Origin of the sequence: Pantoea sp. C8B4, assembly GCF_051336905.1 — a bacterium.
Lineage (GTDB): Bacteria > Pseudomonadota > Gammaproteobacteria > Enterobacterales > Enterobacteriaceae > Pantoea > Pantoea rwandensis_B.
On sequence record NZ_JBGMNK010000011.1, the window covers coordinates 105,555 to 132,145 of the forward strand.

25 protein-coding genes, 2 tRNA genes and 1 pseudogene are annotated in these 26,591 nt (G+C 53.9%); 15 read left to right on the forward strand and 13 right to left on the reverse strand.

Annotation, left to right across the window (positions count from 1 at the left end; genetic code table 11):
• Positions 1-1,690 precede the first annotated feature (1,690 nt).
• The 3 genes and pseudogenes from ACCW76_RS15035 to amiA all read right to left on the reverse strand — a co-directional run bounded on the left by ACCW76_RS15035 (position 1,691) and on the right by amiA (position 4,990).
• A pseudogene (locus tag ACCW76_RS15035) lies at positions 1,691-2,678 on the reverse strand (IS110 family transposase).
• A 486-nt stretch (positions 2,679-3,164) separates the two neighbouring features.
• A complete protein-coding gene (hemF, locus tag ACCW76_RS15040) occupies positions 3,165-4,085 on the reverse strand; it encodes an oxygen-dependent coproporphyrinogen oxidase (protein WP_097118566.1) in 921 nt (306 codons plus the stop codon).
• 47 nt (positions 4,086-4,132) lie between these two features.
• Positions 4,133-4,990 carry an N-acetylmuramoyl-L-alanine amidase AmiA gene (gene amiA / locus ACCW76_RS15045; RefSeq protein ID WP_038645549.1) on the reverse strand — a complete coding sequence of 286 codons (858 nt, stop codon included), beginning with the start codon at positions 4,988-4,990 and terminating at the stop codon, positions 4,133-4,135.
• A gap of 210 nt (positions 4,991-5,200) precedes the next feature.
• Here amiA and ACCW76_RS15050 point away from each other — a divergent pair, with 210 nt between their 5' ends.
• From ACCW76_RS15050 to ACCW76_RS15100, 11 genes are all read left to right on the forward strand, one after another.
• A complete protein-coding gene (locus tag ACCW76_RS15050; RefSeq protein WP_034825851.1) occupies positions 5,201-5,626 on the forward strand; it encodes a GNAT family acetyltransferase in 426 nt (141 codons plus the stop codon).
• A 7-nt stretch (positions 5,627-5,633) separates the two neighbouring features.
• Positions 5,634-6,092: a DUF2919 domain-containing protein gene (locus tag ACCW76_RS15055; RefSeq protein WP_436339012.1), complete on the forward strand. Its 459-nt coding sequence runs from the start codon at positions 5,634-5,636 to the stop codon at positions 6,090-6,092.
• A gap of 63 nt (positions 6,093-6,155) precedes the next feature.
• The gene (locus tag ACCW76_RS15060) at positions 6,156-6,776 is read left to right on the forward strand and encodes an RpoE-regulated lipoprotein (RefSeq protein ID WP_436339013.1); all 621 of its coding nucleotides are present in this window, start codon (positions 6,156-6,158) and stop codon (positions 6,774-6,776) included.
• Positions 6,777-6,874: 98 nt separating this feature from the next.
• Positions 6,875-7,771 (forward strand): Dyp-type peroxidase, encoded by an 897-nt coding sequence (locus ACCW76_RS15065; protein ID WP_436339014.1) that lies wholly within the window; start codon positions 6,875-6,877, stop codon positions 7,769-7,771.
• A 194-nt stretch (positions 7,772-7,965) separates the two neighbouring features.
• Positions 7,966-8,982, forward strand: a complete 1,017-nt coding sequence (locus ACCW76_RS15070; protein WP_436339016.1) for a sulfate ABC transporter substrate-binding protein — start codon at positions 7,966-7,968, stop codon at positions 8,980-8,982.
• Complete coding sequence (cysT, locus tag ACCW76_RS15075; RefSeq protein ID WP_034825859.1) at positions 8,982-9,815, forward strand: sulfate/thiosulfate ABC transporter permease CysT; 834 nt, start codon at positions 8,982-8,984, stop codon at positions 9,813-9,815. The genes ACCW76_RS15070 and cysT overlap by 1 nt, the downstream gene beginning before the upstream one ends.
• Complete coding sequence (cysW, locus tag ACCW76_RS15080) at positions 9,815-10,687, forward strand: sulfate/thiosulfate ABC transporter permease CysW (RefSeq protein WP_038645560.1); 873 nt, start codon at positions 9,815-9,817, stop codon at positions 10,685-10,687. Before cysT ends, cysW begins: the two co-directional genes overlap by 1 nt.
• Positions 10,677-11,765, forward strand: coding sequence for a sulfate/thiosulfate ABC transporter ATP-binding protein CysA (cysA, locus tag ACCW76_RS15085; protein ID WP_436339019.1), 1,089 nt, complete (start codon positions 10,677-10,679; stop codon positions 11,763-11,765). Before cysW ends, cysA begins: the two co-directional genes overlap by 11 nt.
• 72 nt (positions 11,766-11,837) lie before the next feature.
• Positions 11,838-12,719: a cysteine synthase CysM gene (gene cysM / locus ACCW76_RS15090; RefSeq protein ID WP_436339020.1), complete on the forward strand. Its 882-nt coding sequence runs from the start codon at positions 11,838-11,840 to the stop codon at positions 12,717-12,719.
• Positions 12,720-12,897: 178 nt separating this feature from the next.
• Positions 12,898-13,578, forward strand: a complete 681-nt coding sequence (locus ACCW76_RS15095) for a response regulator transcription factor (protein ID WP_038645567.1) — start codon at positions 12,898-12,900, stop codon at positions 13,576-13,578.
• Positions 13,575-14,936, forward strand: coding sequence for an ATP-binding protein (locus ACCW76_RS15100; RefSeq protein ID WP_038645569.1), 1,362 nt, complete (start codon positions 13,575-13,577; stop codon positions 14,934-14,936). Before ACCW76_RS15095 ends, ACCW76_RS15100 begins: the two co-directional genes overlap by 4 nt.
• 143 nt (positions 14,937-15,079) lie before the next feature.
• Here ACCW76_RS15100 and ACCW76_RS15105 read toward each other — a convergent pair whose 3' ends face one another.
• From ACCW76_RS15105 to cysZ, 6 genes are all read right to left on the reverse strand, one after another.
• Positions 15,080-15,280, reverse strand: a complete 201-nt coding sequence (locus tag ACCW76_RS15105; protein ID WP_436339023.1) for a hypothetical protein — start codon at positions 15,278-15,280, stop codon at positions 15,080-15,082.
• A gap of 139 nt (positions 15,281-15,419) precedes the next feature.
• The gene (gene crr, locus ACCW76_RS15110; protein WP_034825872.1) at positions 15,420-15,923 is read right to left on the reverse strand and encodes a PTS glucose transporter subunit IIA; all 504 of its coding nucleotides are present in this window, start codon (positions 15,921-15,923) and stop codon (positions 15,420-15,422) included.
• A 42-nt stretch (positions 15,924-15,965) separates the two neighbouring features.
• Complete coding sequence (gene ptsI / locus ACCW76_RS15115; RefSeq protein ID WP_034825874.1) at positions 15,966-17,693, reverse strand: phosphoenolpyruvate-protein phosphotransferase PtsI; 1,728 nt, start codon at positions 17,691-17,693, stop codon at positions 15,966-15,968.
• Between the two features lie 159 nt (positions 17,694-17,852).
• Positions 17,853-18,110: a phosphocarrier protein Hpr gene (gene ptsH, locus ACCW76_RS15120; RefSeq protein ID WP_034825876.1), complete on the reverse strand. Its 258-nt coding sequence runs from the start codon at positions 18,108-18,110 to the stop codon at positions 17,853-17,855.
• A 386-nt stretch (positions 18,111-18,496) separates the two neighbouring features.
• Entirely contained in the window at positions 18,497-19,468 is a 972-nt protein-coding gene (cysK, locus tag ACCW76_RS15125; protein ID WP_038645575.1) for a cysteine synthase A, read from the reverse strand.
• Positions 19,469-19,608: 140 nt separating this feature from the next.
• Positions 19,609-20,367, reverse strand: a complete 759-nt coding sequence (gene cysZ, locus ACCW76_RS15130; protein ID WP_045816603.1) for a sulfate transporter CysZ — start codon at positions 20,365-20,367, stop codon at positions 19,609-19,611.
• A gap of 217 nt (positions 20,368-20,584) precedes the next feature.
• Between cysZ and zipA the strand changes: the two genes are divergently transcribed.
• The 3 genes from zipA (at position 20,585) to ACCW76_RS15145 (ending at position 23,888) form a co-directional block, all read left to right on the forward strand.
• On the forward strand, positions 20,585-21,577 hold the full coding sequence (zipA, locus tag ACCW76_RS15135; protein WP_038645580.1) for a cell division protein ZipA: 993 nt from the start codon (positions 20,585-20,587) through the stop codon (positions 21,575-21,577).
• A gap of 72 nt (positions 21,578-21,649) precedes the next feature.
• Positions 21,650-23,668 (forward strand): NAD-dependent DNA ligase LigA, encoded by a 2,019-nt coding sequence (gene ligA, locus ACCW76_RS15140; protein WP_436339025.1) that lies wholly within the window; start codon positions 21,650-21,652, stop codon positions 23,666-23,668.
• 1 nt (position 23,669) lies between these two features.
• The gene (locus ACCW76_RS15145) at positions 23,670-23,888 is read left to right on the forward strand and encodes a DUF3820 family protein (RefSeq protein ID WP_038645584.1); all 219 of its coding nucleotides are present in this window, start codon (positions 23,670-23,672) and stop codon (positions 23,886-23,888) included.
• 31 nt (positions 23,889-23,919) lie between these two features.
• On the opposite strand, the gene ACCW76_RS15150 is transcribed toward ACCW76_RS15145, so the two are convergent.
• Positions 23,920-24,921, reverse strand: a complete 1,002-nt coding sequence (locus tag ACCW76_RS15150; protein ID WP_034825889.1) for a bile acid:sodium symporter family protein — start codon at positions 24,919-24,921, stop codon at positions 23,920-23,922.
• Positions 24,922-25,020: 99 nt separating this feature from the next.
• Between ACCW76_RS15150 and ACCW76_RS15155 the strand changes: the two genes are divergently transcribed.
• Positions 25,021-25,941, forward strand: a complete 921-nt coding sequence (locus tag ACCW76_RS15155; RefSeq protein ID WP_436339027.1) for a LysR family transcriptional regulator — start codon at positions 25,021-25,023, stop codon at positions 25,939-25,941.
• On the opposite strand, the gene ACCW76_RS15160 is transcribed toward ACCW76_RS15155, so the two are convergent.
• The 3 genes from ACCW76_RS15160 to ACCW76_RS15170 all read right to left on the reverse strand — a co-directional run bounded on the left by ACCW76_RS15160 (position 25,938) and on the right by ACCW76_RS15170 (position 26,590).
• Positions 25,938-26,288, reverse strand: a complete 351-nt coding sequence (locus ACCW76_RS15160; protein ID WP_034825893.1) for a FlxA-like family protein — start codon at positions 26,286-26,288, stop codon at positions 25,938-25,940. The genes ACCW76_RS15155 and ACCW76_RS15160 overlap by 4 nt on opposite strands.
• Before the next feature lie 146 nt (positions 26,289-26,434).
• Positions 26,435-26,510: transfer RNA gene (locus tag ACCW76_RS15165), tRNA-Lys, on the reverse strand.
• A gap of 4 nt (positions 26,511-26,514) precedes the next feature.
• Positions 26,515-26,590 (reverse strand) — tRNA-Val (locus ACCW76_RS15170).
• Position 26,591: the final 1 nt, after the last annotated feature.

Genomic DNA, 26,591 nt, shown 5'->3' on the forward strand with positions numbered 1-26,591 from the left:
TTCTTCAGCTTTCAGCACCATGAATTCAGAGTAAATCTTGTTTTATGTATTCAGTGGCATTTTGAGAGTGTCAGATAACATCAAAGTAACCAGTGTTTGCAATCCAACCAGTTTCTGATTATTCATAATTGTATCCAGTACGCTTACTAGACCGGAAATATAGCTGATGTTGCCTTCGTGCTCTCGGTCATTCTCTGCCTTAAGGTATTGTTATTTAAATTTAATTCTGCGCGATAAAGGTGGTTGTTTGATTGGTAATCCTTCTCGTATTTAAATGCACAATGAATATCAATAATACGGTTTAGCGTTGTGTATGCTGCATTGCGAATCCACAAGCCGCGATGTGCCCTTTGAATCGCCGTCTCCGCCAGTCATTTGATCCAATCAGTCCATCAAAGATGCGTCCGAACCGCTCGATGCGCATAACTGTCGCAGGTAGAACATCACATCTTCAATGCCTTAAATATCCACGGGGAGAGGCTGCGTGTCAAAAGTGACGCCACTTTGTTACCCATCATTGGCATTAAAAGGTTTGGCTGTTTAGGTATTTCATTGCCATTGGGGGAACATGCGCGAATTCATCCATGCTGCGCTTCAGTCTCTGCCTAACATTGCAGATATGGTTAGCGACGTTTACTGAGTTGAGTTCATCGGTGGCTATCACGATTAGTCGGTTAATGGTAGTTGAGTTACGGCGCGCTGCTTTTAATGCCCGCAGGGAATTACAGAGATTTATGTATGTCTCATAACTTTATTCAAGAAAACTGGTGCCATAGTTCTGCGTTTCTGACAAGTGGCGATAAGCCGGTTCCTGAAGAGGAAAATAGCTGGTGGGGCCAATAGAAGCAGGAGGATCGTTTATGTCTGGTATCCCGTAGGGATTTTCCATCGAAAGCAGATCCCACGGCTTTACCAGCACTTGCTGGAAAGTGGTAGGGCCGAACAGATAATCCCCCTTAAAACCAGCCAGGTCTCCGCCACAGTAAAACTCGCTAATGAAGTGAAGTGTGGGAGTGTGAAATAACTTGATACAAAGCTCTGAATCCCTTTCCCTTCACGGGCCTATGGCCGGATATTCGAGACGCCAAAGGTGGTCATAATCATGGTCCATGATGGCAAGTCGGTGTTTAGCATCTAAACAAATCATTGAGTATTTCCTGGCAGCGAGTGGCCGTCTAATTGTCGGTGGGTCAATTGGCAAACACAGGCCGCCTTTCTTATCCACTGAGTGCAAGCTCGATTCGTGGGTATTCAGCGCCACCGACGAAATGGGCGATCGCATCATCTGGTCAAACAACGCGTAACGAGACAAGCGAACCGGTGGCATAACTATGCTGGCTTCCGTGCTGTCTCTTGATGAAGCCATGCCGGTGTTTTGTTCGCCATAAATGCTTGGCAACACCTAGCGGCAACAACAGCGCGCCAAGTGGTGGTCGTTGGTACATTCAGAATGCCGTCATCCGCATGCGTAGCCACGCATCAGGCTTTTAAGCACGGTATGGGGTTGTTAGAACAGAGTTGATTCATGGTTAGTTTTTGGAAGATGGGATGCTCTATACTGGAACGGTTGTGCACTTTTCAACAGCACGAAATGATGTTGAGCATCAGTTGGGGCCGCTTTGGGGCTGGAATTTCGCAGCGGTGCACAGAGTGAGGATGCCAGAGTAGCCCGCAGCTACCGTCTTGAACGTCAAGCCGCTACTGCGTAATTCTCGTCATATTTCTGTTGTTTCATCAGTACACCGAAGCAGATATGTACCAGCTTTCTCATCACACCACCCAGCGCTGATCTCTTCGCCTTGCCAGCCGAAACAAGGCGTTCATAAAACGTTTTAAGATGAGGATTATGCTTCGCTGCGACCATGGCAGCCATATAGAGTTTGGCCCTCACCGACGGGGGGGCCACATTTTGACAGTCTTGTCCTTCCCCGTACTGAGCTTCCCGAGCGCTTTTCCTTCGGAACTACCCCCAGCCAGGCCGCGGCCTGCTCCGCACTCCTGAAGTGATTTCCCCGCAGAACCGCCAGCATAGTGCTGCCAACCGCTGTACCGACCCCTTTTATCGATGTCAGATGCTCCATATCCCGCTTCAGGTCGGGATGGTTGTCGATATGGTCATCTATCAGTGCCTGAACGGCTTCCAGCTCGCCATTCAGCGCCTGCAGTATCTTCCTGACTGATAACTCGACCCGTGCTGAGCCGCAGGTTGAAAGCAGCTTCTCAAGCCGGTTATTCTCGCGGTTTACATCCTGCACCAGCGCATCACGCCTGCTGAGTAGCGCTTTCAGTTCACGGATGGCCAGAGACGGTGGCTGCCACACATCCGGCTGGCGCATGGCACCATAACGGGCCAGTACATCCGCATCGACAGTATCATTTTTGGTCAGAATGCCCATGCCCTGAGCAAAAGACCGGACACGCGCAGGGTTGGCTATCACAACGCGCACTGCCCGGTCATGAAGGCCATAAGCCAGATGCTCGTGATACGTGCCGGTGGGTTCCATGACGACCTGCACCTCTGAGTGGCTGACCTTCTGTCTGGTCAGCCACTCCAGTACAGTGACGGCAACATCCGGCCCGTTGAGTAGAACTTTGGTCTTCTTACGACCGTCCGGACCATCAGGTTTAAGGCATAAATCTATTTTGCTCTTACCAACGTCAATTCCTAACTGGATCATAGTGTTCCCCTTTCACATAGAAACCATCACGCCCGTTTTCCTTGTGCATACGGAGTCTGAGCTCCTGGCAACCGTTCAAAGTTAATGCTGGCGTGAAAGGTGAAACAGGGGAGCTAAGCTGCGGGACAAGGTCTTACCTTAATGGACGCGTCAGATTCACCCTGTTTCAGGTGAAGGTAGCTAACCATCACCTACTGCAAGATTCAAGATACAAGGACGCAGGCGTAAGGCGGGGCGGCACAGGGATGTGCCATCCTCCGCCGTTCCGTAAGGCGGACGAACTGCATAAAGGTACCGCGTCAGCGGCGCGAGGACCGCCAGCCCCAAAGCGACTCCAGCCAGCGTTATCATCAGACCCAATACGCAGCTTCAAACAGTGTTTCATTCAGAATCTACAAGCAGCCCAGGACAGCGTTCTCCACTGCTAAGACGGCATTACCATCAGACCCAATAATCAGCCTTAACACTAGTTTGTATGAAATAAGGTTATTCACCCAATCCCAGCCAATCCTTCACCGGCAAGAAATCACTGTAAAGCGCCGCTTCTGGCGTGCCGGCTTCGGTTTGATAATCATATTCCCAGCGCACCAGTGGCGGCATCGACATCAAAATCGATTCGGTGCGGCCGCCGGTTTGCAGGCCGAATAGCGTGCCGCGATCCCACACCAGATTGAATTCGACATAACGCCCGCGGCGATAGAGCTGGAACTGGCGCTCGCGATCGCCCCACGGCAGCGCTTTGCGCTTCGCGACGATCGGTAAATAGGCATCCAGATATCCTTTGCCCACCGCCTGCATAAAATCGAAGCAGTGATCAAAGTCTGGCGTATTCAGGTCATCGTAAAACAGCCCGCCAATGCCACGCTGCTCGTTACGATGTTTGAGGTGGAAATAGTCATCACACCATTTTTTGTAGCGCGGATAGACGTCTTCGCCAAAAGGCTGGCACAGATCAAACGCGGTTTGATGCCAGTGCAGCGCATCTTCCTCAAAACCGTAATACGGAGTGAGATCGAAACCGCCGCCGAACCACCACACCGGATCGGCACCCGGCTTCTCAGCAATGAAGAAACGCACGTTGGCGTGACTGGTTGGGATGTACGGGTTTTCCGGGTGCACAACGAGTGATACGCCCATGGCTTCAAAGCTGCGGCCGGCCAGTTCGGGGCGGTGCGCAGTGGCGGAGGCGGGCATCTGATCACCGTGTACGTGAGAGAAGTTCACGCCTGCCTGCTCAAACACCGCGCCGTTGCGCAGTACGCGGCTGCGTCCGCCACCGCCACCGGGACGCTGCCAGTCATCTTCGGCGAAGGTCGCTGTGCCATCGGCTGCTGCCAGCTGGGCGCAAATTTCATCCTGCAGCGTCAATAAAAACGCTTTGACGCGGGAAATATCGGGATTGCTCATGAGTCACTCGTTCCGGAAATTTGCCGCGATTCTACCACAGGACAGCGCTACGCCTGGCGACGATCGTACTCGTTGAAGTAATTGACGATACCGTCGGCAATCGCGCTGGCGATCTTCTGGCGGAAGGCAGTGGTACCCAGCAGTTGCTCCTCACGCGGGTTGGTAATAAAGGAGGTTTCGACCAGCACTGACGGAATCGAGGGCGACTTCAACACGGCAAACGCGGCCTGTTCGGTATGCTGGCTGTGCAGATGATGCACCGGGCGAATCTGATCCAATACGTGTTTGCCCAGCGTCAGGCTATTGCGGATGGTATCGGTCTGGACCAGATCGAACAGAATCTGATTCAGATAATTATCTTTCTCCTGCACTTCCGCGCCACCGACTTTATCGGCATCGTTTTCGCGCTGCGACATGTAGCGCGCCATGGCGCTACTGGCACCGCGGTTCGACAGCGCGAATACTGACGCACCATTGGCATCCGGGCTGGTGTAGCCGTCAGCGTGGATCGACATAAAAAGATTGGCACCGTGCTGATGCGCGATTTCGACGCGTTGATAGAGCGGAATAAAGTGATCGCTTTCACGCGTCAGTCGCACTTCCACTTTCGGGTGATTTTGCAGCAGCGTGCGCACGGTATTGGCAATTGCCAGAACGATATGTTTCTCTTCCGAGCCCTCTTCGCCAACCGCGCCCGAATCAATACCGCCGTGACCGGGATCGATCATCACGATGCGTTTACCGTTAGTCGCCGGTTTAGGCGGGGTGTGACCTTTGCTGACGCGCAAATCGGCGCTCTCTTCTTTTGCCATCACCGCACGGGGTGACAGCACCGCCAGCGCCAGGCCAGAAAGAATCAGCTGGCGGCGATTGGTAAGGCGCTTCAGCAGTGAAATTTTATTCATAATAGTGTCCCTGACAGGAAATCCTGCCCAGTGTTATATCGTAACAATTGCCCTGCGGCGACTTCACAACCATTTCAGCGCATTACTTTGTATTACACGGTACTAACAGCAATTTAGCCGTTTTTTTCCGCCGTTGCGCGGCGTGAGGGTTGCGCCTGGCAAAGAATGCGTGATAATCAGCGAATTGTGCCTAACAGCAGGGTAACGCCGATGGAAATCCGCTCATTCCGCCAGGAAGATTTTGAAGAAGTGATCACGCTCTGGGAGCGTTGCGATCTGTTACGTCCGTGGAACGATCCGGAACTGGATATCGAACGTAAAATGAACCACGATCCCGAACTGTTTCTGGTGGCGGAAGTGGGCGGCGAAGTGGTCGGCACGGTGATGGGCGGTTACGATGGCCATCGCGGATCGGTCTACTATCTGGCGGTGCATCCCGATTATCAGGGGCGCGGCTTTGCGAATGCCTTAATGAATCGCCTGGAGAAGAAGTTAATCGCGCGTGGCTGTCCGAAAATCAATCTGATGGTGCGTGAAGAAAATGACCAGGTGCTCGCCTTCTACGAGAAACTCGATTACGAGCCTGTGGACTCGGTGTTACTGGGTAAACGTTTAATCGAAGACCGCGAGTATTAAGCCGCCGATGATGGGGCTGAAATATTTGCCAGACGAATACGATGCAAAAGGGCAGCTACGGCTGCCGTTTCTTTTCTGGCTGATTCTGTTATTGCAGGCGCGCACCTGGCTGTTACTGGTGATGGCGGGAGCGTCCCGTCAACAGGGTAACGATCTGCTGGCGCTGTTCTATCCCGACCGTCAGAGCTTTTGGATTGGATTGGCGCTGGGCATTCCGGCGGCAGCGGGTTTGCTGCTGACCGGCTATCGCCAACGCTGGCCGCGCCTGTGGCAGACCTGGCGACATGTGCTAAGTGTGTCGTTGTTGATCAGCCTGCTGTCGCAGGGCTACGGTCTTTGGCAAGGCGCTTTTCCTGATTCCCCGCTGCCGCTGTTGTTAACCCTGTTTGACTTGCTGGCGCTGGTCTGGCTGCAAACCCATCAGCGCCTGCGCGACTGTTTTCTGCCGGAACATCACATCGAATAAACTTTTTGCCGATTTGCGACTCCAACAGGCACGCCAATCGGCACAAGAGATCAAGGAGCATTCATGAAAGTTGTTCGTCCCGCACTGCTGGTTAGCGCCATGATGCTGGCAGGTTGCGCCAGTTCAGGTTCCTCTTCCGCCTCCAGCGCGAGCGAAAGCCATTGGTATAATCCGCTGAGCTATCACTGGTCGGCACTGAATCCAATGAACTGGTTTGGCGGTTCGTTAACCGTGACCGAGCAGGGTGTGGCTGGACTCAGCAGCACCACGGCGATGTCGGAAGCGGCGATTGGTAAAGCGCTGAACAACGATTACCAACTGCGTCAGGGGATGCGCACGCAAAATGGTCAGGTGGTGGATTTCTGGCAGGCATTGGATGACGGCAAACTGAAGCTGGTGATCAATGGTCAAAGCAGCGTAGAGCGCATTGAAGTCTTGGATACCGCAGCCAAAAGCGCTGATGGCAGCAAAATCGGCGATCTATTTAGCGACAAATTCAGTAAAGCCTTCGATAACTGCAAACTGGTCTCGGGATTAGATGCGCGCGATGTGGAATGCCGTGCGCCGGGTAGCCAGCACATCTCCTATATCTACAGCGGAGAAGGACACGGCCCCGAGGGTTTGATGCCCGCTGACGATACCTTAAAAAGCTGGAAAATCAGCAAGATCGTTTGGCAGCGCTAAGCGAAAAAAAGTTGCGTTAACGCACAACCTCAGTGTGGCTTTCCGGTATGATACAGGCGAAAAAAACGTCTTAACTCATCATGCCGGAGAGCAGTGCAATGTCTCAATTTCAGAGCGGGATCCTGCTGGAACACCGCCGTTTCGCCATTTGGCTTGAAGCCCGCGTTACGGGTGACCTCAATGCGCTGCGTCAGGGCAGCAAATCATTTCTGCAGCAACTCGAAGCGCTACAACAGAAATTTGCCGATGCCGGCTTGGGCGCGGTGATCGCCTTTGGTGATGCGTTGTGGCGCGACCTGCAAGGTGCCTCTTCCGCGTCGGAATTGAAAGCTTTCGCGCCACTGGGTAAAGGTATTGCGCCTGCGACCCAGCGTGATTTGCTGATTCATATCCAATCGTTACGTCATGACGTGAACTTCTCGCTGGCGCAGGCCGCACTCGCCGCCTTTGCTGATGCGGTCGTGATTGAAGAAGAGACGCACGGCTTCCGTTGGGTTGAAGATCGCGATCTGTCGGGCTTTGTTGATGGCACCGAAAACCCGCAGGGCGATGCCCGTCAGCAGGTGGCGATTATCGCCGAGGGGCCGGATGCGGGCGGCAGTTACGTGTTCACTCAACGCTGGGAACACAATCTCAAACTGTGGAACCGCATGGCCGTAGAGAAACAGGAAGCGATCATTGGTCGCACCAAGGTGGATAACGAGGAGTTACCCGGCGACCAACGTCCCGTGACCTCACATCTGAGCCGCGTTGATCTGAAAGAAGAGGGCAAAGGGCTGAAAATCCTGCGCCAGAGCTTGCCGTACGGCACTGCTAGCGGCACGCACGGGCTGTACTTCATCTCCTATTGCAACCGCCTCTATAACATCGAGCAGCAGTTGCTGAGCATGTTCGGTGAGCGCGATGGCAAGATGGATGCGATGCTGCGTTTCACCAAACCGGTCACCGGCAGCTACTTCTTCGCGCCTTCACTGGACGCATTACAAGCGCTGTAACAGGCGGGTGAGCGGCCCTCTGCGCCGCTCACGGTTAATCCTGCTCTTCGCATAAACTCTCCCGCCGTCTTATGCCTTTTTAGACTTTGAAATCCCCAAACGATATATAAAACCGTTACTGGTTTGCCCTGAGTTATAAATACACTGACAGCATCTAATGGCATTGGCGATTTCGCCGACTAGCAGGGTGCAGTATGACACTTCCGATTGCGAAAAAATGGATGAGCGGAATCGCCTTGTCACTGGCGTTAGCCGGTGCAGCGCAGGCAACAGAGTTGTTGAACAGCTCTTATGATGTCTCGCGCGAGCTGTTTGTTGCCCTGAATGCGCCATTTGAACAACAGTGGAATGCAGCACATCCCAATGACAAGCTGACGATTAAACAATCGCATGCCGGGTCATCAAAACAGGCGCTGGCTATTCTGCAAGGGCTGCGCGCGGATGTGGTGACCTACAATCAGGTCACTGACGTGCAGGTGCTGCATGACAAAGGCAACCTGATCCCGGCTGACTGGCAAACCCGTCTGCCGAACAACAGCTCACCGTTCTACTCCACCATGGCGTTTCTGGTGCGCAAAGGGAATCCTAAGCAAATCCACGATTGGTCGGATTTGGCGCGCGATAACGTGAAGCTGGTGTTCCCGAACCCGAAAACCTCCGGTAATGGTCGCTATACCTATCTGGCGGCCTGGGGCGCTGCCGATCAGGCGGATGGTAAAGACAAAGCCAAAACCGAAGCCTTTATGACGAAATTCCTGAAAAACGTCGAAGTGTTTGATACCGGCGGCCGTGGCGCGACGACCACCTTCGCCGAACGCGGTTTAGGGGATGTGCTGATCAGCTTCGAATCGGAAGTGAACAACATCCGCAATCAATACGGCAAAGATGACTACGAAGTCATTGTGCCTAAGACCAATATTCTGGCGGAGTTTCCGGTGGCGTGGGTCGATAAAAACGTCGAGCACAACGGCACCGCAGACGCGGCAAAAGCCTACCTGAATTTCCTCTATTCCCCTGAGGCGCAGAAAATCATTACCGGTTTCTATTATCGCGTGAACAATCCGCAGCTGATGGCGGAACAGAAAGACCGCTTCCCGCAGACCGCGCTGTTTAATGTGCAGGATGCCTTTGGCGGCTGGGATAACGTGATGAAAACCCATTTTGCCAGCGGCGGTGAGCTGGATAAATTACTGGCAGCGGGGCGCGGTTGATGTTTGCCTTAGCGCAAAAGCGCGTGCTGCCGGGGTTCGGTCTCAGCCTCGGCACCAGCCTGCTATTTACGTGCCTGATCCTGCTGTTGCCAATCAGCGCGCTGCTGATGCAGTTGTCCAACATGACGCTGGCGCAGTATTGGGATGTGGTCACCAATCCACAGCTGATTGCGGCTTATAAAGTCACGCTGTTGTCGGCGGGCGTGGCATCCATTTTCAATGCGTTCTTTGGCATGTTAATGGCCTGGATTCTGACCCGTTACCGTTTCCCTGGCCGCGCGTTGCTGGATGGCTTGATGGATCTGCCGTTTGCACTGCCTACTGCTGTCGCCGGCCTGACGCTGGCGGGGTTGTTCTCGGTGAGTGGTTGGTATGGTCAATGGTTGGCCCATTTCGACATCAAAGTCTCTTACACCTGGCTGGGCATTGCAGTGGCGATGGCCTTTACCAGTATCCCGTTTGTGGTGCGTACGGTACAGCCGGTACTGGAAGAGTTAGGCCCGGAATATGAAGAAGCGGCTGAAACGCTGGGTGCGACACCGTGGCAAAGTTTCCGCCGTGTGGTGCTGCCAGAGGTGGCGCCCGCGCTGTTAGCGGGCACGGCGTTATCCTTCACGCGCAGCCTGGGTGAGTTTGGTGCGGTTATCTTTATCGCAGGTAACATCGCGTGGAAAACCGAAGTCACTTCGCTGATGATTTTTGTTCGCCTGCAAGAGTTTGATTACCCGGCGGCCAGTGCTATCGCCTCGGTCATCATGGCCGCTTCGCTGCTGTTGCTGTTCGCGATTAACACCTTGCAGAGCCGCTTTGGCCGTCGCTTAGGAGGCCACTAATGGCGGAGATTTCGCAGATTAATCACGCTGAGCGTCAGCCGGTGAACTGGGGTAAATGGCTGCTGATTGGCGTGGGCGCGCTGGTCTCCTTCCTGCTGCTGGTGGTCCCGATGATCTCCATCTTTTGGGAAGCCCTGAGCCAGGGGGTTATTGCCTCGCTCTCTAATTTAAAAGAGGGTGACATGCTGCACGCCATCTGGCTGACGATTCTGGTGGCGCTGATTACCGTGCCGGTCAATCTGGTGTTCGGTACGCTGCTGGCATGGCTGGTAACGCGCTTTACTTTCCCGGGCCGCCAACTGCTGCTGACGCTGTTTGATATTCCTTTTGCCGTGTCACCGGTGGTGGCGGGGCTGATGTATCTGCTGTTCTGGGGCATCAACGGTCCGGCGGGTGGTTGGCTGGACGCGCACAACATTCAGATCATGTTTGCCTGGCCGGGCATGGTGCTGGCCACCATTTTTGTCACCTGCCCGTTTGTGGTCCGTGAGCTGGTGCCGGTCATGTTGAGCCAGGGCAGCAATGAAGATGAAGCCGCGGTGCTGTTAGGCGCCTCGGGCTGGCAGATGTTCCGCCGCGTAACGTTGCCGAACATTCGCTGGGCGCTGATGTACGGCGTGGTGTTAACCAACGCGCGTGCGATTGGCGAGTTTGGTGCGGTCTCGGTGGTCTCGGGATCGATTCGCGGTGAGACCTACACCTTACCGCTTCAGGTTGAATTACTGCATCAGGATTACAACACCGTTGGCGCCTTTACCGCGGCTGCGTTGTTGACCCTGATGGCCATTTTGACGCTGTTTCTGAAAAGCGTGGTGCAGTGGCGATTAGAGCATCAGCAGAAGCGCCAACAGGAGGAAAATCATGAGCATTGAGATTAAACACATTAACAAAGCGTTCGGCCGTACGCCGGTGCTAAACGATATCTCTCTGGATATTCCTACCGGCAAAATGGTGGCGCTGCTGGGGCCGTCAGGCTCGGGCAAAACCACGCTGCTGCGCATCATCGCGGGTCTTGAGCATCAGAATAGCGGGCAGATTCATTTCCACGGTAAAGATGTCAGCCGCATTCACGCGCGCGATCGCCAGGTCGGCTTCGTGTTCCAGCATTATGCGCTGTTCCGCCATATGACCGTGTTCGATAACATCGCCTTTGGTTTAACCGTGTTGCCGCGCCGTGAGCGCCCATCCGCCGCTGAAATTAAACAGCGTGTGACGCGTCTGCTGGAGATGGTGCAGCTGGCGCATCTCGCCAATCGTTTCCCGGCTCAGCTTTCGGGTGGACAGAAGCAGCGTGTGGCATTGGCGCGTGCGCTGGCAGTGGAACCGCAGATCTTGCTGCTGGATGAACCTTTCGGCGCGCTGGATGCGCAGGTGCGTAAAGAGCTGCGTCGCTGGCTGCGTCAGTTGCACGAAGAGTTGAAATTCACCAGCGTGTTTGTGACGCATGACCAGGAAGAGGCGATGGAAGTCGCTGACAGCGTGGTGGTAATGAGCCAGGGTAATATCGAACAGGTCGGCACGCCTGACGAAGTCTGGCAGGAACCGGCTACCCGCTTTGTGCTGGAGTTCCTCGGCGAAGTGAATCGCTTTGACGGTGAAGTGCACGGTTCACAATTCCATGTGGGTGCACATCGCTGGCCATTGGGTTACACGCCCGCACATCAGGGTGAGGTCGAGTTGTTCCTGCGTCCGTGGGAAGTGGATATCTCGCGTCAGAGTAGCCTGGAAACGCCGCTGCCAGTGCAGGTGCTGGAGATCAGCCCGCGCGGTCACTTCTGGCAATTAGTGGTGCAGCCAAGCGGCTGGCAGGGCGATGTCTTCTCGGTGGTCTATGACGGTGACCATACTGCACCGATCCGTGGCGAACGTCTGTTTGTTGGCCTGCAACAGGCACGACTTTACCATGGCACTACGCCGTTGCGTCCGGTTGCCTTTGCCGAAAGCGCCTGATATTTTTGACACTCCTTCGGGCGGGACTTTCCCGCCCGATTTATTTGCCTCTCTTCTGTCTGGAATCAAACCGTGACCACACTGGAAAATACCATCGGTAATACGCCGTTGATCAGGCTGCAACGCCTGACGCCCGATAACGGCAGTGAAATCTGGTTAAAGCTGGAAGGCAATAATCCGGCCGGTTCGGTAAAAGATCGTGCTGCCTGGTCGATGATTCATCAGGCGGAACAGCGCGGTGACATTCAACCCGGCGATACTCTGATTGAAGCCACCAGTGGGAATACTGGCATCGCCCTGGCGATGATCGCGGCGATGAAGGGCTATAAGTTACGCCTGCTGATGCCCGATAACATGAGCCAGGAGCGGCAGGACGCGATGCGTGCCTACGGCGCGGAATTGATCCTGGTGACGCGTGAACAGGGCATGGAAGGCGCCCGCGATTTAGCGCAAGAGATGGCCGATCGCGGTGAGGGCAGGGTGTTGGATCAGTTCAATAATCCCGACAATCCACTCGGCCACTATCTCACCACCGGCCCGGAAATCTGGCAGCAGACGCAGGGCCGCATGACCCATTTTGTCTCCAGTATGGGCACGACGGGCACCATCACCGGCGTAGGACGCTATCTGAAAGAGTTTGCCCCTGCCGTGAAAGTGATTGGTTTACAGCCTCAGGAGGGCAGCAGCATTCCGGGCATTCGCCGCTGGCCTGAGGCTTATCTGCCGGGGATTTTCCGTCCTGAGTTAGTGGATGAGGTCATCGATATGGCACAGCTGGAAGCCGAAAAAACCATGCGTGCGCTAGCGCAACGTGAAGGGATTTTCTGCGGCGTGAGTTCCGGTGGTGCTGTGGCAGGCGCGCTGCGCATCGCCACTGCCCATCCCGGCAGCGTCGTGGTGGCGATAGTTTGCGATCGCGGTGACCGTTATCTCTCAACCGGCGTGTTCCACTAATCTCCTCTTCCCCGCATTTTATCTGGCCTGCTTGCGCTGTTGTGGTGCGACCGGGCCATTTTTGTCTATAGTCTCCCTGATAATCCTCTGGTGTTGGCACTGTAAGGATCGAGTAAAATCGGCTGCGCTCATTGCCAACTCAGGCCAAAATAGCGGCAATTTTGTACGAGAGATAAAGATGAAAATTCTGCTTGTTGATGACGATGTAGAACTTGGCACCATGCTGAGCCAGTACCTGATTGCGGAAGGTTTTGAAACGCAATTGGTTTTAACCGGAAGCGCCGGGATTGAAGGGGCGCTGTCGGGCAACTATACCGCGATGATTCTCGACATAATGCTGCCGGATATGAGCGGTATTGATGTGCTGCGGCAGGTGCGTCAGAACAGCCGCTTACCGGTGATCATGTTGACGGCGAAAGGCGACAATATCGATCGCGTGATTGGCCTGGAAATGGGTGCGGACGACTATGTGCCAAAACCGTGCTATCCGCGTGAGCTGGTGGCGCGTCTGCGTGCTGTACTGCGTCGTTTTGAAGATCAGGCACCGGTGCAGGACAAAAAAGAAGTACTGCGTTGGGGCGAGTTGAGCCTGAATCCGGCCACGCGCATCACCGAATGGCAGGGCAAAGCCTTTGATCTGACGGCCTCGGAGTTCAACCTGTTGGATCTGCTGCTGCGTGCGCCCGATCGCGTGGTGTCGAAGGACGAATTGTCAGAAAAAGGGCTGGGTCGCCCGCGTGAAGCTTACGATCGCAGCGTGGATGTGCATATCAGCAACATTCGTCAGAAGCTGGCCGCATTGACCGCCGACAGCATCAACATTGAAACTGTGCGCAGTATTGGTTATCGCATTCGATGAAACACAGCTACCGTGGCCGCATGTTCTGGAAGATATTGCTGGGCTTCTGGATCGTTTTTGTCATCATTAGCCAGATGTTGTGGCTGGGGTTTACGCTTTCCGGCAGTCATCATGAACCGCCAGAACTGATGGCGATTCGGCGTATTGTGAATTTGCAGATGGCCTCTGCGGTGTCGGTGTTGGAACGTGGTGGTCCCAGTTCATTGGATGACATGATGGCTGACTGGGAGCCCAACGATCGTCAGTTCTTTTCCGTGATTCAACATTCCAGGCCTATGGCTACCCCCAATAATGCGCCGCCTGAGAGCATCAATGAGCCGTTCCATGGGCCTTTCCCCGACGTCATTGTGCGCTGGGTTAAAGGGCAGGACGGTAAAGAGTACGAGCTGCGTTATGACGTGAAGGGTCTGCGAGAAGATAGCTCGATGGGCGGCGGTGGGCCGCGTCGGATTCTTAATATCCCGGAGCCGATGTTTACCTTTGCCGGTGCGCTCGGTCTGCTGTTCAGCCTATTGCTGGCATGGAACCTGACGCGTCCGATGCGGCAGCTGCGTGAAGGTTTTGCGCGAGTCTCCAGTGGTGATTTGTCAGTGCGGCTCTATCCTGTGATGCGCAAGCGTCACGATGAGCTTTCGATTGTGGCGCAGGATTTCGATGCCATGGTGGAGCGTCTTGATACGCTGGTGAAGGCGCGTGAGGAGTTGCTGCACGACATCTCCCACGAACTGCGCTCACCGTTGGCGCGTCTGCAACTGGCGACCGGTCTGGCGCGGCAAACGCCAGAATCCGTCGAATCCTCCCTGAATCGCATTGATGAAGAAGCGCGCCGTCTCGATAAGATGATCGGTGAACTACTGACGCTGTCGCGAGCCGAACACGAAAGCATGCCGGGCGAGCAGTATTTCGACCTCACTGGTTTGCTGCATGCGGTGGTCACGGATGTGCGCTATGAAGCTCAGATTCCGGGGGTAAAAGTCGATTTTCAGGTGGACGAGAACGCCGATTACACCGTGCACGGCAATGCTGAGTTGATTCGTCGTGGTGTGGAAAATGTGCTGCGTAATGCACTGCGTTTCTCGCACAAAGGCCAGCATATCAGCGTGAGGCTACAAGCGGAGAACCAGTGGCTGGCGATTCGCGTGCGCGATCAGGGACCGGGCGTTGACGAAGAGAAGCTCTCCAGCATCTTCGATCCCTTCGTACGCGTTAATTCGCCACTGATGGGCAAGGGATACGGCTTAGGACTCTCCATCGTGCGTAAAGTGATTCTGGCGCACCATGGTGAAGTGCAGGCGGTGAATCGCCCTGAGGGTGGTCTGGAGCTGACCTTGAAGCTGCCGCGCTGGAAGCAAGACTGAAGGTTTAAAGCGCTCACAATTTAACCCGATTCCTATGAATCCAGAGCAGGGCGCCCATACAGTCCGGTTGGCACAGGCAAGCGCGCAATGCATTGCGACCCATACTACGAAACTGTTCGCACTAAGCCGTACATCTAACACAGTCAAAAAGCAGCACGCACTATGTGGAGTAGGGCAGGACGACCGGGCAGAGGAGCAAAGCGTCCCTCGCCATGGATGGCGAGGGACGAGGCCCAGGGATGGTTCATGCCGTCTTTGCGATCTGCCCGGTCGTCCTGACCGACCGCACCATCCCCAACGCCACCGCACCAGCCCCAACGCCACAGCACTAGCCCTAACGCCACCGCACTAGCCCCGACGTCACCGCCACGCGTCCCAATTCAACCGATCTAGCACTAACCGCCACCGCACCCTTTGGTTCCAGGCAGCGACACAAACAAAAACGGCACCCAGTGGGTGCCGTTTTTACTATCAAAACGCTGCTTACTTCTTGATACGGATAACCGGGGTCTCGCCCACAGTCACCTGACCGGAGAGTTTGATCAGGTCTTTGATCTCGTCCATGTTCGAGATCACAACCGGCGTCAGCGTAGATTTTGCTTTCTCTTCCAGCAATGGCAGATCAAACTCGATCACCACGTCGCCTTTTTTCACTTTCTGGCCTTCTTCGGCGATGCGTTTAAAGCCTTCACCTTTCAGTTCAACCGTATCGATACCGAAGTGGACGAACAGCTCGATGCCGTTGTCAGATTCGATTGAAAAGGCGTGGTTGGTCTCAAAAATCTTGCCAATGGTACCATCAACCGGTGCAACCATTTTGTTGCCAGTCGGTTTAATGGCGATACCATCACCCACGATTTTCTCAGCAAATACCACATCAGGTACGTCTTCGATATTCACGATTTCGCCTGACAGAGGCGCAACGATATCAATAGTCCCTGACGCGCTCTCTGATTTTTCGCCAAAAAGTTTAGAAAACAAACCCATGATCTTCTCCTAAGCAGTAATTTGGGGCCAGCGTCTCGTGGATCAGCAGAGCGTTTTTTCTTTAATGAACTTGTTCACCAGGTTCATTAAATCTTCCGCTGTGGGTTGAGCCAGAGCCTGCTCCGCCAATGCCTTCGCATCTTCGAAATTAGTATTACGAATAATCTTCTTGATGCTCGGGATTGAAATGGCACTCATGCTGAATTCGTCCAGCCCCATTCCCAGTAACAGTAGTGTAGCACGTTCATCACCAGCCAGCTCACCACACATGCCGGTCCATTTCCCTTCGGCATGTGATGCGTCGATCACTTGCTTGATGAGGCCCAAAACAGATGGCGTCATTGGGTTATAGAGGTGTGAAATCAAATCATTACCACGATCGACCGCCAGAGTATACTGCGTCAGGTCATTTGTCCCAATACTAAAGAAGTCGACTTCTTTCGCCAGATGGCGCGCAATCACCGCTGAAGCCGGTGTTTCCACCATAATGCCCACTTCAATGGTCTCATCAAAGGCTTTGCCTTCTTCGCGCAGCTGGGTTTTCAGCAGCTCCAGTTCGGCTTTCAGCGCACGCACTTCTTCCACAGAAATGATCATCGGGAACATGATGCGCAGTTTGCCGAAGGACGATGCACGCAGGATAGCGCGCAGCTGAGCATGCAGAATCTCTTTGCGGTCCATGGCGATACGAATCGCACGCCAGCCGAGGAACGGGTTGTCCTCTTTCGGCAGGTTCATGTACGGCAGATCTTTGTCGCCGCCGATGTCCATGGTACGCACGATAACAGCCTGAGAACCCATGGCTTCCGCCACCGCTTTGTAAGCCTGGAACTGCTCTTCTTCGGTGGGCAGTGAATCACGGTCCATAAACAGGAACTCGGTACGATACAGGCCCACGCCTTCCGCACCGTTGCGCTCTGCACCGGCGACATCACGCACGGTACCGATGTTGGCGCACACTTCTACCTGATGGCCGTCCAGCGTGATGGCCGGCAGATCTTTCAGTTTCGCCAGTTCGTGCTTTTCAGACAGGTATTGTGTCTGGATGGCTTTCAGTTCTTCTTGTTCTGCATCGGTAGGATTAACGTAAATCTTGTTATTCACGCCATCAAGGATCAGGAAGTCACCGTTTTTGATTTGCGTGGTGACATTACCGGTACCGACAATCGCTGGGATCTCCAGAGAACGCGCCATGATGGACGTATGCGAAGTACGGCCACCGATATCGGTGATAAAGCCCAGCACCTTCTTCAGGTTCAGCTGTGCGGTTTCTGACGGCGTTAAATCTTTCGCCACCAGAATAGATTCTTCTGCGATAGCACCCAGGTCGACAATATGCAGACCGAGGATGTTTTGCAGCAGACGCTTACCGATGTCACGTACGTCAGCCGCACGTTCTTTCAGGTATTCGTCGTCGAGTTCTTCCAACGCCTTGGCCTGGCCATCAATGACAGAGTACGCCGCAGCGTCAGCCGTTGCGTGATCTTTCTTAATCAGGTCGATGATTTCCTGCTCAAGCTCTTCGTCTTCGAGCAGCATGATGTGACCTTCAAAGATCGCCGCTTTCTCTTCACCGAGGGTTTCACCGGCTTTGACACGGATGGCTTCGAGCTGTACTGCCGCTTTGCCACGTCCATCAAGGAAGCGTTGAACTTCTTGCTCAACCTGATCGTCAGTAATTTTTTTACGGCTGATGACGATCTCATCTTCCTTCAGCAGAAGTGCTTTGCCGAAAGCGATACCCGGTGATGCTAAAATGCCTGAAATCATAACCCTACCTTTTAATCACGATGGCTCATTGACCCAATGCGTTGCCACTGTCGCGGAACAGTACTCTAAGGAAGCAAGAACGCGGACAGGTTGTCCGCGATCAAGATATTTGCACTCAATGGGGCAAAGGAGTCGGTTTAATTGCTTGCCTGAGCGGAATTACTCCAGCTCAGCCATCAGTTTCACCAGGTGCTCAACCGCTTGCTGCTCATCTTCACCTTCAGCAGACAGCGTAACAACCGTACCCTGAGTCAGACCCAGAGTCTGCAGTTTGAACAGGCTTTTCGCGCTGGCAGATTTGCCATTAGAGGTCACAGTGATGTCTGACTGGAAAGCCTTAGCTTCTTTAACGAACTGAGCTGCAGGACGGGTATGAAGGCCGTTAGGTGCGGTAATGGTAACTTCTTGCTGGAACATTCTATTTCCCCAACTTTATCAGGTTTGGTGTTATGGATCTAAAGTCTAGCCTGGAGCCGTCACTTTAGCCTGTATAGGTGCGCTGGTATGGCATTAAGCTGACCAAAAAATGCGCTGAATAATGTGTGTCTTTCAGCAGCAGATCAAAAACTGTGCGAAAAGGTCACCTTGCTAAGTATGCCGTGATTCGCCGTTTCGCCAAATCAGTAATTCCATTCAGCTTGATCCACTTCAAAGCCAGATTAATTTCAGGCACCGAAATAATTGGGAGCTTAAATACCAGAGCCGCGTCATTGAAATCAATCTGTCTGGTGATAAAAGTGAGATCTGTGCCACAAAAAAGCACCCATTTGGGTGCTTTTTTCGTCGTTTTCAGACTAAGGCGTTTACTGCTGCAGCTCTTTTTCAGTGAACAGGTCGGCGAACAAAGCGGTACTTAAATAACGCTCGCCAGAGGAGGGCAGAATCACCACGATATTCTTGTTGGCGAATGCCTCATCTTCCTGCAGCTTCAGCGCAGCAGCCACTGCCGCACCTGAAGAGATACCGGCCAGAATGCCTTCTTCTTCCATCAACTGACGCGCAGTGCTGATGGCTTCTTCGTTGGTGATGGCGACAACCCGATCAACCAGTTTCAGGTCAAGGTTGCCGGGGATGAAACCTGCGCCGATGCCTTGAATCTTATGCGGGCCCGGTTTGATCTCTTCGCCAGCGATAGCCTGAGCGATGACCGGAGAGTCAGTCGGCTCTACCGCTACGGTGATTAAGTCTTTTTTGCCTTTGGTGTTCTTGATGTAACGGCTCACGCCTGTCAGCGTGCCGCCGGTGCCTACACCCGCAATGAACACGTCTACTTCACCGTCTGTGTCTTCCCAGATTTCCGGGCCGGTGGTTTTCTCATGGATTTCCGGGTTAGCTGGATTACTGAATTGCTGCAGCAGCACAAATTTATCCGGATCGCCGGCGACGATTTCCTCGGCTTTGGCGATGGCACCTTTCATGCCTTTTGCGCCTTCGGTCAGCACCAGATTCGCGCCCAGTGCTTTCAGCAGCTTGCGACGTTCAACAGACATGGTCTCTGGCATGGTCAGCGTGAGCTTGTAACCACGAGCGGCGGCCACGTAAGCCAGTGCAATGCCAGTGTTACCGCTGGTTGGCTCGACCAGTTCAACGCCTGGCTTCAAAATTCCGCGCTTTTCTGCGTCCCAAATCATATTGGCACCGATACGGCATTTGACGCTGAAGCTCGGGTTACGCGATTCGACCTTCGCCAGGATCCGTCCATTACCGATGCGGTTCAGTCGAACCAGCGGCGTATGACCAATTGTCAGAGAGTTGTCTTCATAGATCTTACTCATAGCTCGTCCTTAACTGTATGAAATATTGGGAACCCTCAGAGCATACCTGTTCTTCCGGTGTGCGGAAGGAAAGAAATCGCATATCTATATAGCCCACAACCATAAGCCTTACGCAAAAATGCATAAGGCTTTTTGAAGCTTTAATGACGCGCATGCTGTAGGCGGTAGCGATCAACCCACATCGCGGTAGCGCCACATACGGCCACCGGCATGATGGCCAGGTTCAGAATCGGAATCATGGTGAACAAACTGACCAGCGCGCCAAATTGCATGTTCGCCGTTTTATGCTGACGTAACGCACTGCGCATCTGCTGAAAACTCACTTTGTGGTTATCAAACGGATAGTCGCAGTACTGCACCGATAGCATCCACGCGCTAAACAGAAACCATAATACCGGTGCCACCGTTTGTCCAAAACCGGGGATAAAGTAAAGCAGCAGCAATCCCAATGCACGTGGTAAATAGTAGCCAAGCTTCTGTAATTCGCGCTTCATGATGCGCGGGATATCTTTAAACATCGCCATCCAACCGCTATCCGGCAGCGGGTGACCGGTGAGGCGGCCTTCCAACTGCTCGGCCAGCAATCCACAAAAGGGGGCGGCAATCCAGTTCGCAATGGTGGAGAAGAAGTAGCTGAATACCAGCACAATTGATATGACCGAAAGCGGCCACAGCAAATAACTGAGCCACTGCAACCAATCAGGGATGTGCGACATTAAGGCCGGGATCCACTCTCCGAGCCGTTGAAACAGCCAGATAAAGGCGCCTCCCAGCAGAAAAATGTTCACCAGCAGAGGAATAATGACGTAACGACGAATGCCAGGCAGACGCACCAGTCTCCAGCCTTCGGCAAAGTAATGAATACCATTTAATGATGAGGGCGATTTCTCAACGGGCATAGCGAGCCTTTCTCCTTTATGTGGCGGCGCAAACATCATAACCTGGCTTTTTGTCGGTGGCAGGCGCACTTTGCGCGAAAAATCAGCAAAAAAGCGTGGGGCAGCTATCTTATTTGTCAGAAAATACTGCACAGACTTGCACTTGTGTAGCTGGGCAAATACAGTTAGAGGATAAAGTTTGCCGTGGTGGCAAGGTATTGGAACAACAGAGAATACAATGATGCAGGATTTGCGTCTGATATTAATCGTTGTTGGCGCGATCGCCATAATAGCGTTGCTACTTCACGGACTGTGGACCAGCCGTAAAGAGCGCTCTTCCGTGTTTCGCGATCGCCCGCACAAACGTCTGAAACAGCGCGAAGAAGCGGATGAAGATCTGCTGAGCGAAGAAGATGATGATGGTGTCGGCGAAGTGCGTGTCCGTCGCAATCGTGACGCGCATGTCGAACCCGAATTCGACGCACCTGTGACTAAGCCTGTCAGCGCGCCACGTGCGCCTGAACCTGCGCGTCAGCCGTTCCCGCGTCATGAAACCCCATTGATGGGCGATCCGCTGCTGGATGATGAGCCGGAAGTGCGCCAGCCTGCACCTGCGCCACAACCGCCGGTGGTTAAACCTGCGCCGCAGCCACAACCGCAACCTCAATCCGTTCAGGCCGATCCCTTACTGGATAACGAGCCACTTTCTGCCACGCAGCCTGCGCCTGAGTTCCAGGCCGCTGAAGAGCCTGAATACGAAGAAGAAGCGCCGGTCGCGCACGATGAACCAAAACAGCCTGCTGCTTCTACCCAGAGAAAAAATGAAGCGGTACTGGTGCTGCATGTTGCCGCTCACGCCGGTGGCGAACTGAACGGTGAAGCTCTGTTGCAGGGTATTCTGCAAGCGGGCTTCCAGTTTGGTGAGATGAATATTTTCCATCGTCACCTGAGTCCAGCGGGCAGCGGTCCTGTGCTGTTCAGTCTGGCGAACATGGTGAAACCGGGCTCCTTTAATCCCGACACCATGGGCGATTTCAGCACGCCAGGCATATCCATCTTTATGATGGTGCCGTCTTATGGCGATGCGAACCAAAACTTCAAGCTGATGCTGCAATCTGCCCAGCGTATTGCGGACGATGTCGGCGGGGTTGTGCTGGATGATGAGCGTCGCATGATGACGCCGCAGAAGCTGGAAACCTACAAAGCACGCATTCGCGAAGTTATCGGTTGATAGCCGCTAGCAAAATCAAATATTAACGAAACAACCCCCGCATGTCGGGGGTTTTTTATCGGATAAAACACTATGAAATCGGTTCAGGAGCAGATCACTGCGCTGCGCACCTCGTTACGTCACCATGAGTACCTCTATCACGTGATGGATACGCCGGAAATTCCGGATGCAGAATATGACCGACTGATGCAGCAACTGCGTGAACTGGAAGCGGCACACCCTGATCTCATTACCCCGGATTCGCCGACTCAGCGCGTGGGCGCAGCACCGCTGGCCGCTTTCGAACAAGTTCGCCACGAAGTGCCGATGCTGTCACTCGACAACACTTTCGATGAAGCCGGTTTCCTGGCCTTTAATAAACGCGTGCAGGATCGTCTGAAAAGCAGCGATGATTTGACCTACTGTTGCGAACTGAAGCTGGATGGTCTGGCGGTCAGCCTGTTGTATGAAGATGGGCTGCTGGTGCGAGCGGCGACACGCGGTGATGGCACCACGGGCGAGAATATTACCGCCAACGTGCGCACTATCCATGCCATTCCGCTGCGTCTGCACGGCGACAATATTCCTGCGCGTGTCGAAGTACGTGGTGAAGTCTTTATGACCGAAGCGGGCTTCGAGAAGCTCAATGAGGATGCACGTCGCACCGGCGCGAAAGTGTTTGCCAACCCGCGCAACGCCGCGGCAGGATCGCTACGTCAGCTCGATCCGCGCATTACCGCTAAACGTTCTCTGACTTTCTTCTGTTACGGTTTCGGCCTGCTGGAAGGCGGTGATATGCCAGCCAGTCACTGGCAGCGTCTGCAGCAATTTAAAGCCTGGGGTTTGCCGGTCAGTGACCGTATTCGCCTCGCGCATACGGCGGAAGAGGTGCTGGAGTTTTATCGTCAGGTTGAGCAAGACCGTCCGTCACTTGGATTCGATATTGACGGCGTGGTCATCAAGGTCGATTCGCAGTCGCTGCAGGAACAGTTAGGCTTTGTTGCTCGCGCCCCGCGCTGGGCCGTGGCCTTTAAATTCCCGGCGCAGGAACAGATGACCTTTGTGCGCGATGTCGAGTTTCAGGTGGGGCGTACTGGCGCGATTACGCCCGTCGCTCGTCTGGAACCGGTGCAGGTGGCTGGCGTGGTGGTGAGTAATGCCACCTTGCACAACGCGGATGAAATTGCGCGTCTTGGCCTGCGCATTGGCGACAAAGTGGTGATTCGTCGAGCCGGAGATGTGATTCCGCAGGTGGTCAACGTGGTGGAATCCGAACGTCCGGATGATACCCGTGAAATCGTCTTCCCCAGCCATTGCCCGGTGTGTGGCTCGGATGTCGAGCGCGTGGAAGGCGAAGCCGTTACCCGTTGTACCGGTGGACTGATTTGTGGTGCCCAGCGTAAAGAGGCGCTCAAACATTTCGTTTCCCGACGTGCGATGGATGTCGATGGCATGGGCGACAAAATCATCGATCAGTTGGTTGAAAAAGAGTATGTGCACACGCCTGCCGATCTGTTCCGTCTGACGGCGGGCAAGCTGACGGGGCTGGATCGCATGGGGCCGAAATCGGCACAAAATGTGGTGGATGCGCTGGAAAAAGCGAAGCTCACTACGCTCCCTCGTTTCCTGTATGCCCTTGGAATCCGTGAAGTCGGTGAAGCCACTGCGGCCAATCTGGCCAATCATTTTGGCGATCTTGAGAAGGTGATGAACGCCGATCTGGATGCGCTGATTGCGGTACAGGACGTGGGTAAAGTGGTGGCCGCGCATGTACGCAACTTCATGGAAGAAGAGAGCAACCGCGAAGTGATCCGCGAACTCACCGAAGAGGTGGGCGTGCATTGGCCGCAGCTGGAGGTGGTAAATGTTGAAGAGATCGACAGTCCGTTTGCTGGCAAGACCGTGGTGCTGACCGGATCGCTGTCACAGATGAACCGCGATGATGCCAAAGAACGTTTAGTCGCGCTGGGCGCGAAAGTGAGCGGCAGCGTGTCGAAGAAAACAGACTTACTGATTGCTGGCGAAGCAGCGGGTTCCAAACTGGCGAAAGCGCAGGAGCTCGGTATACCCGTGATCGACGAAGCGGAAATGATTCGCCTGCTGGGAGCCTAACGTGGACAAACATCAGCTGGTTGAAATCGCCAATACCGCCATGCCATTCGGCAAGTATAAAGGCCGCATGCTGATTGATGTACCTGAAGAGTATCTGCTGTGGTTTGCGCGTAAAAACGAATTTCCGGCAGGGAAGTTGGGCGAGCTGATGCAGCTGACTTTAGCGATCAAAATTGAAGGATTGCAGGGGTTAGTTAAACCACTCAAACGCAGTGAATAACAAAATGGCCCGCCATCGCGGGCCATTTTACTTATGATTTCTGCACTTCAACTTGCTGTTGCGCCAGCCGCTTCTCATTGCCCGCTTTATAGCGTTGAGCGATGAAGGAGCAGACCATCAACTGCACCTGATGGAAGATCATCAGCGGCAGCACGATAATCCCCACGGAGCTGGCCGGGAACAGGATATTGGCCATCGGCACGCCATTGGCGAGACTCTTTTTCGAACCACAGAACAGCACCACGATTTCATCGGCGCGGCTGAAGCCAAACAGGCGCGAGGCACCCAGGTTAATCGCCAGCGCGACAAACAGGATCAGCACGCTACCCGCCAGAATCCACAGCAGCGTATCCACACCCACGCGATGCCAGATACCGTTGACCACCGCTTCGCTGAACGCAGAGTAAACCACTAACAGAATCGAAGTCTGGTCGGTTTTACCAATCAGGCTGCGATGTTTCTCTACCCAACCGCCAATCCAGCGACGTGACATATGACCAATCACAAAAGGCACCAGCAGTTGCAGCATGATTTTGCCAATCTGCTCCAGACCGTTGCTCGGCGCATCGCTGTGCACGTTCATCACCAGATTCACCAGCAGCGGTGAGATGAATACGCCGAGCAGGCTGGAAGCAGAAGCGGCACAGACCGCAGCGGCAACGTTACCCCCCGCCATGGAGGTGAACGCAATCGCAGACTGCACGGTGGCAGGCAGAATACACAGGTAAATGAAGCCAGTGTAAATCTCTGGGCCAACGTTCACCGGATGCCACCAGACCAGCAGCAAGCCAAGAATCGGGAATACCACGAAGGTGCTGCACATAATCCACAGATGCAAACGCCAGTGGCTGCTGCCGGCAATGATTTTTTCGCGTGACAGCTTGGCGCCGTGCATAAAGAACAGCAGGGCGATGGCGGCAGTGGTCAGGTATTCAAAGAAATCGACAAACCCGCCTTTGGCCGGGATAAAGCTGGCCAACAGCACAGTGATGATGAGTTTGACCATCATCGGGTCGAGTCGTAAAAAGCCCATTGTTACAATCCGGTTAAAATAAAAAAGATGGTGCTGATTGTGCGCCAGCTGGGTTTAGAAATAAAATTGATTTATTGCATCAATCTATGAGCGATATCGATGAATTACACCTTACGTCAGTTACGCACCTTTGTGGCCGTGGCGCAGCAGGGCAGTTTTAGCCAGGCAGGGCAGGCGATTGGGCTCAGCCAGTCGGCGGTCAGCCACAGTATTAAAGAGCTGGAAGCGGAGATGGGCGTGCGTTTGCTGGACCGCACCACGCGCGAAGTGATGCTGACGGAAGCAGGGCATCAGCTGGCATCGCGCCTGGAGCGTTTGCTGGAGGAAGTAAACACCACGCTGCTGGATGTGCGCAGTTACGGCGAGCAGCGCAGTGGCACCGTACGTGTTGCCGCCAGCCAGACACCTTCGGCGAATCTGATGCCGCAATGTCTGGCGAGTAGCCAGCAACGTTATCCGGATATTCGCGTCATTCTGCACGATCGCGCGCAGCAATCCGTACTACAAAGCGTTCGCAATGCGGAAGTCGATTTTGGCATTGTCATCGGGCCGTTAGGAGATGCCGATCTGGATTACGAAGCGATTTTGCAGGAGCCGTTTTTACTATTGTGCCATGCGGATGATGAACTGGCCCGGGTTGAGCAAGCGGAGTGGACGATGCTGGCGGGGCGCAACCTGGTTTTGCAGGATTATGCTTCAGGAAGTCGTCTGCTGGTGGATGCAGCGCTGCAGCAGTTATCGATTCAGGTGCAGGTGGTACAGGAAATTGGCCATCCCGCCACGTTGTTCCCGATGGTGGAAGCAGGGATTGGCATCAGCATTTTACCTGCTCTGGCGTTACCGCTGCCGGCGGGGCGGAAACTGACGGTGCGACGTCTCTATCCGGAAATTCATCGGAATCTCATGCTGATCAAACGCAAAAACCGTTCTCTGACGCCAGCCGCGGAAGCGATTTGGCAGGAAGTGCGCCAACAAGCAGGCTTGCTGGCGCAACAACGTGCTCTTAAACCGGCGTTTTAAACGTAAACGTTGATTTGATTGGTGTCAGTTGGACGGTTGATGCCATCGGCTTTCTGAGCGCTGGTGGCACTTTCCGTGGTGGGTTGCTGGGCTTCCTGCTTCTGCTGTGCCTTTTCAGCTGCCTGCTGCTCAATTTGTGCAATTTGAGCTTCAACCATCTGAATTTGTGACTCCAGCATCTGCTCCTGTTCAGATTTTTGCTCATCTGTCAGGGTATCGTCGTTGGAAAGATCTTTGACTTGCTGGGTCAGGCTTTGAATCTGTTTATTCAGGCTGGCAATTTGTGACGTTGAACCGCCACCACTGCTCGCTGTACTGATACTGCTAACACTTGAGATAGTCGACATGGTTTTCTCCTTGCAATAGACCATTATCGTTATCGGCAAGGGGATAAAACGGCTTGAGCACACAAAGCGTTAAGTGTTTGCAAAGGTTTTGTTAGGGTGGCAAATCGCAGATAGCAAAAAGGCGCCTTTAGGGCGCCTTTCTACATTGGTGGGTCGTGCAGGATTCGAACCTGCGACCAATTGATTAAAAGTCAACTGCTCTACCAACTGAGCTAACGACCCGAAGTGGTGGGCGATGACGGGCTCGAACCGCCGACCCCCTCCGTGTAAAGGAGATGCTCTACCAACTGAGCTAATCGCCCA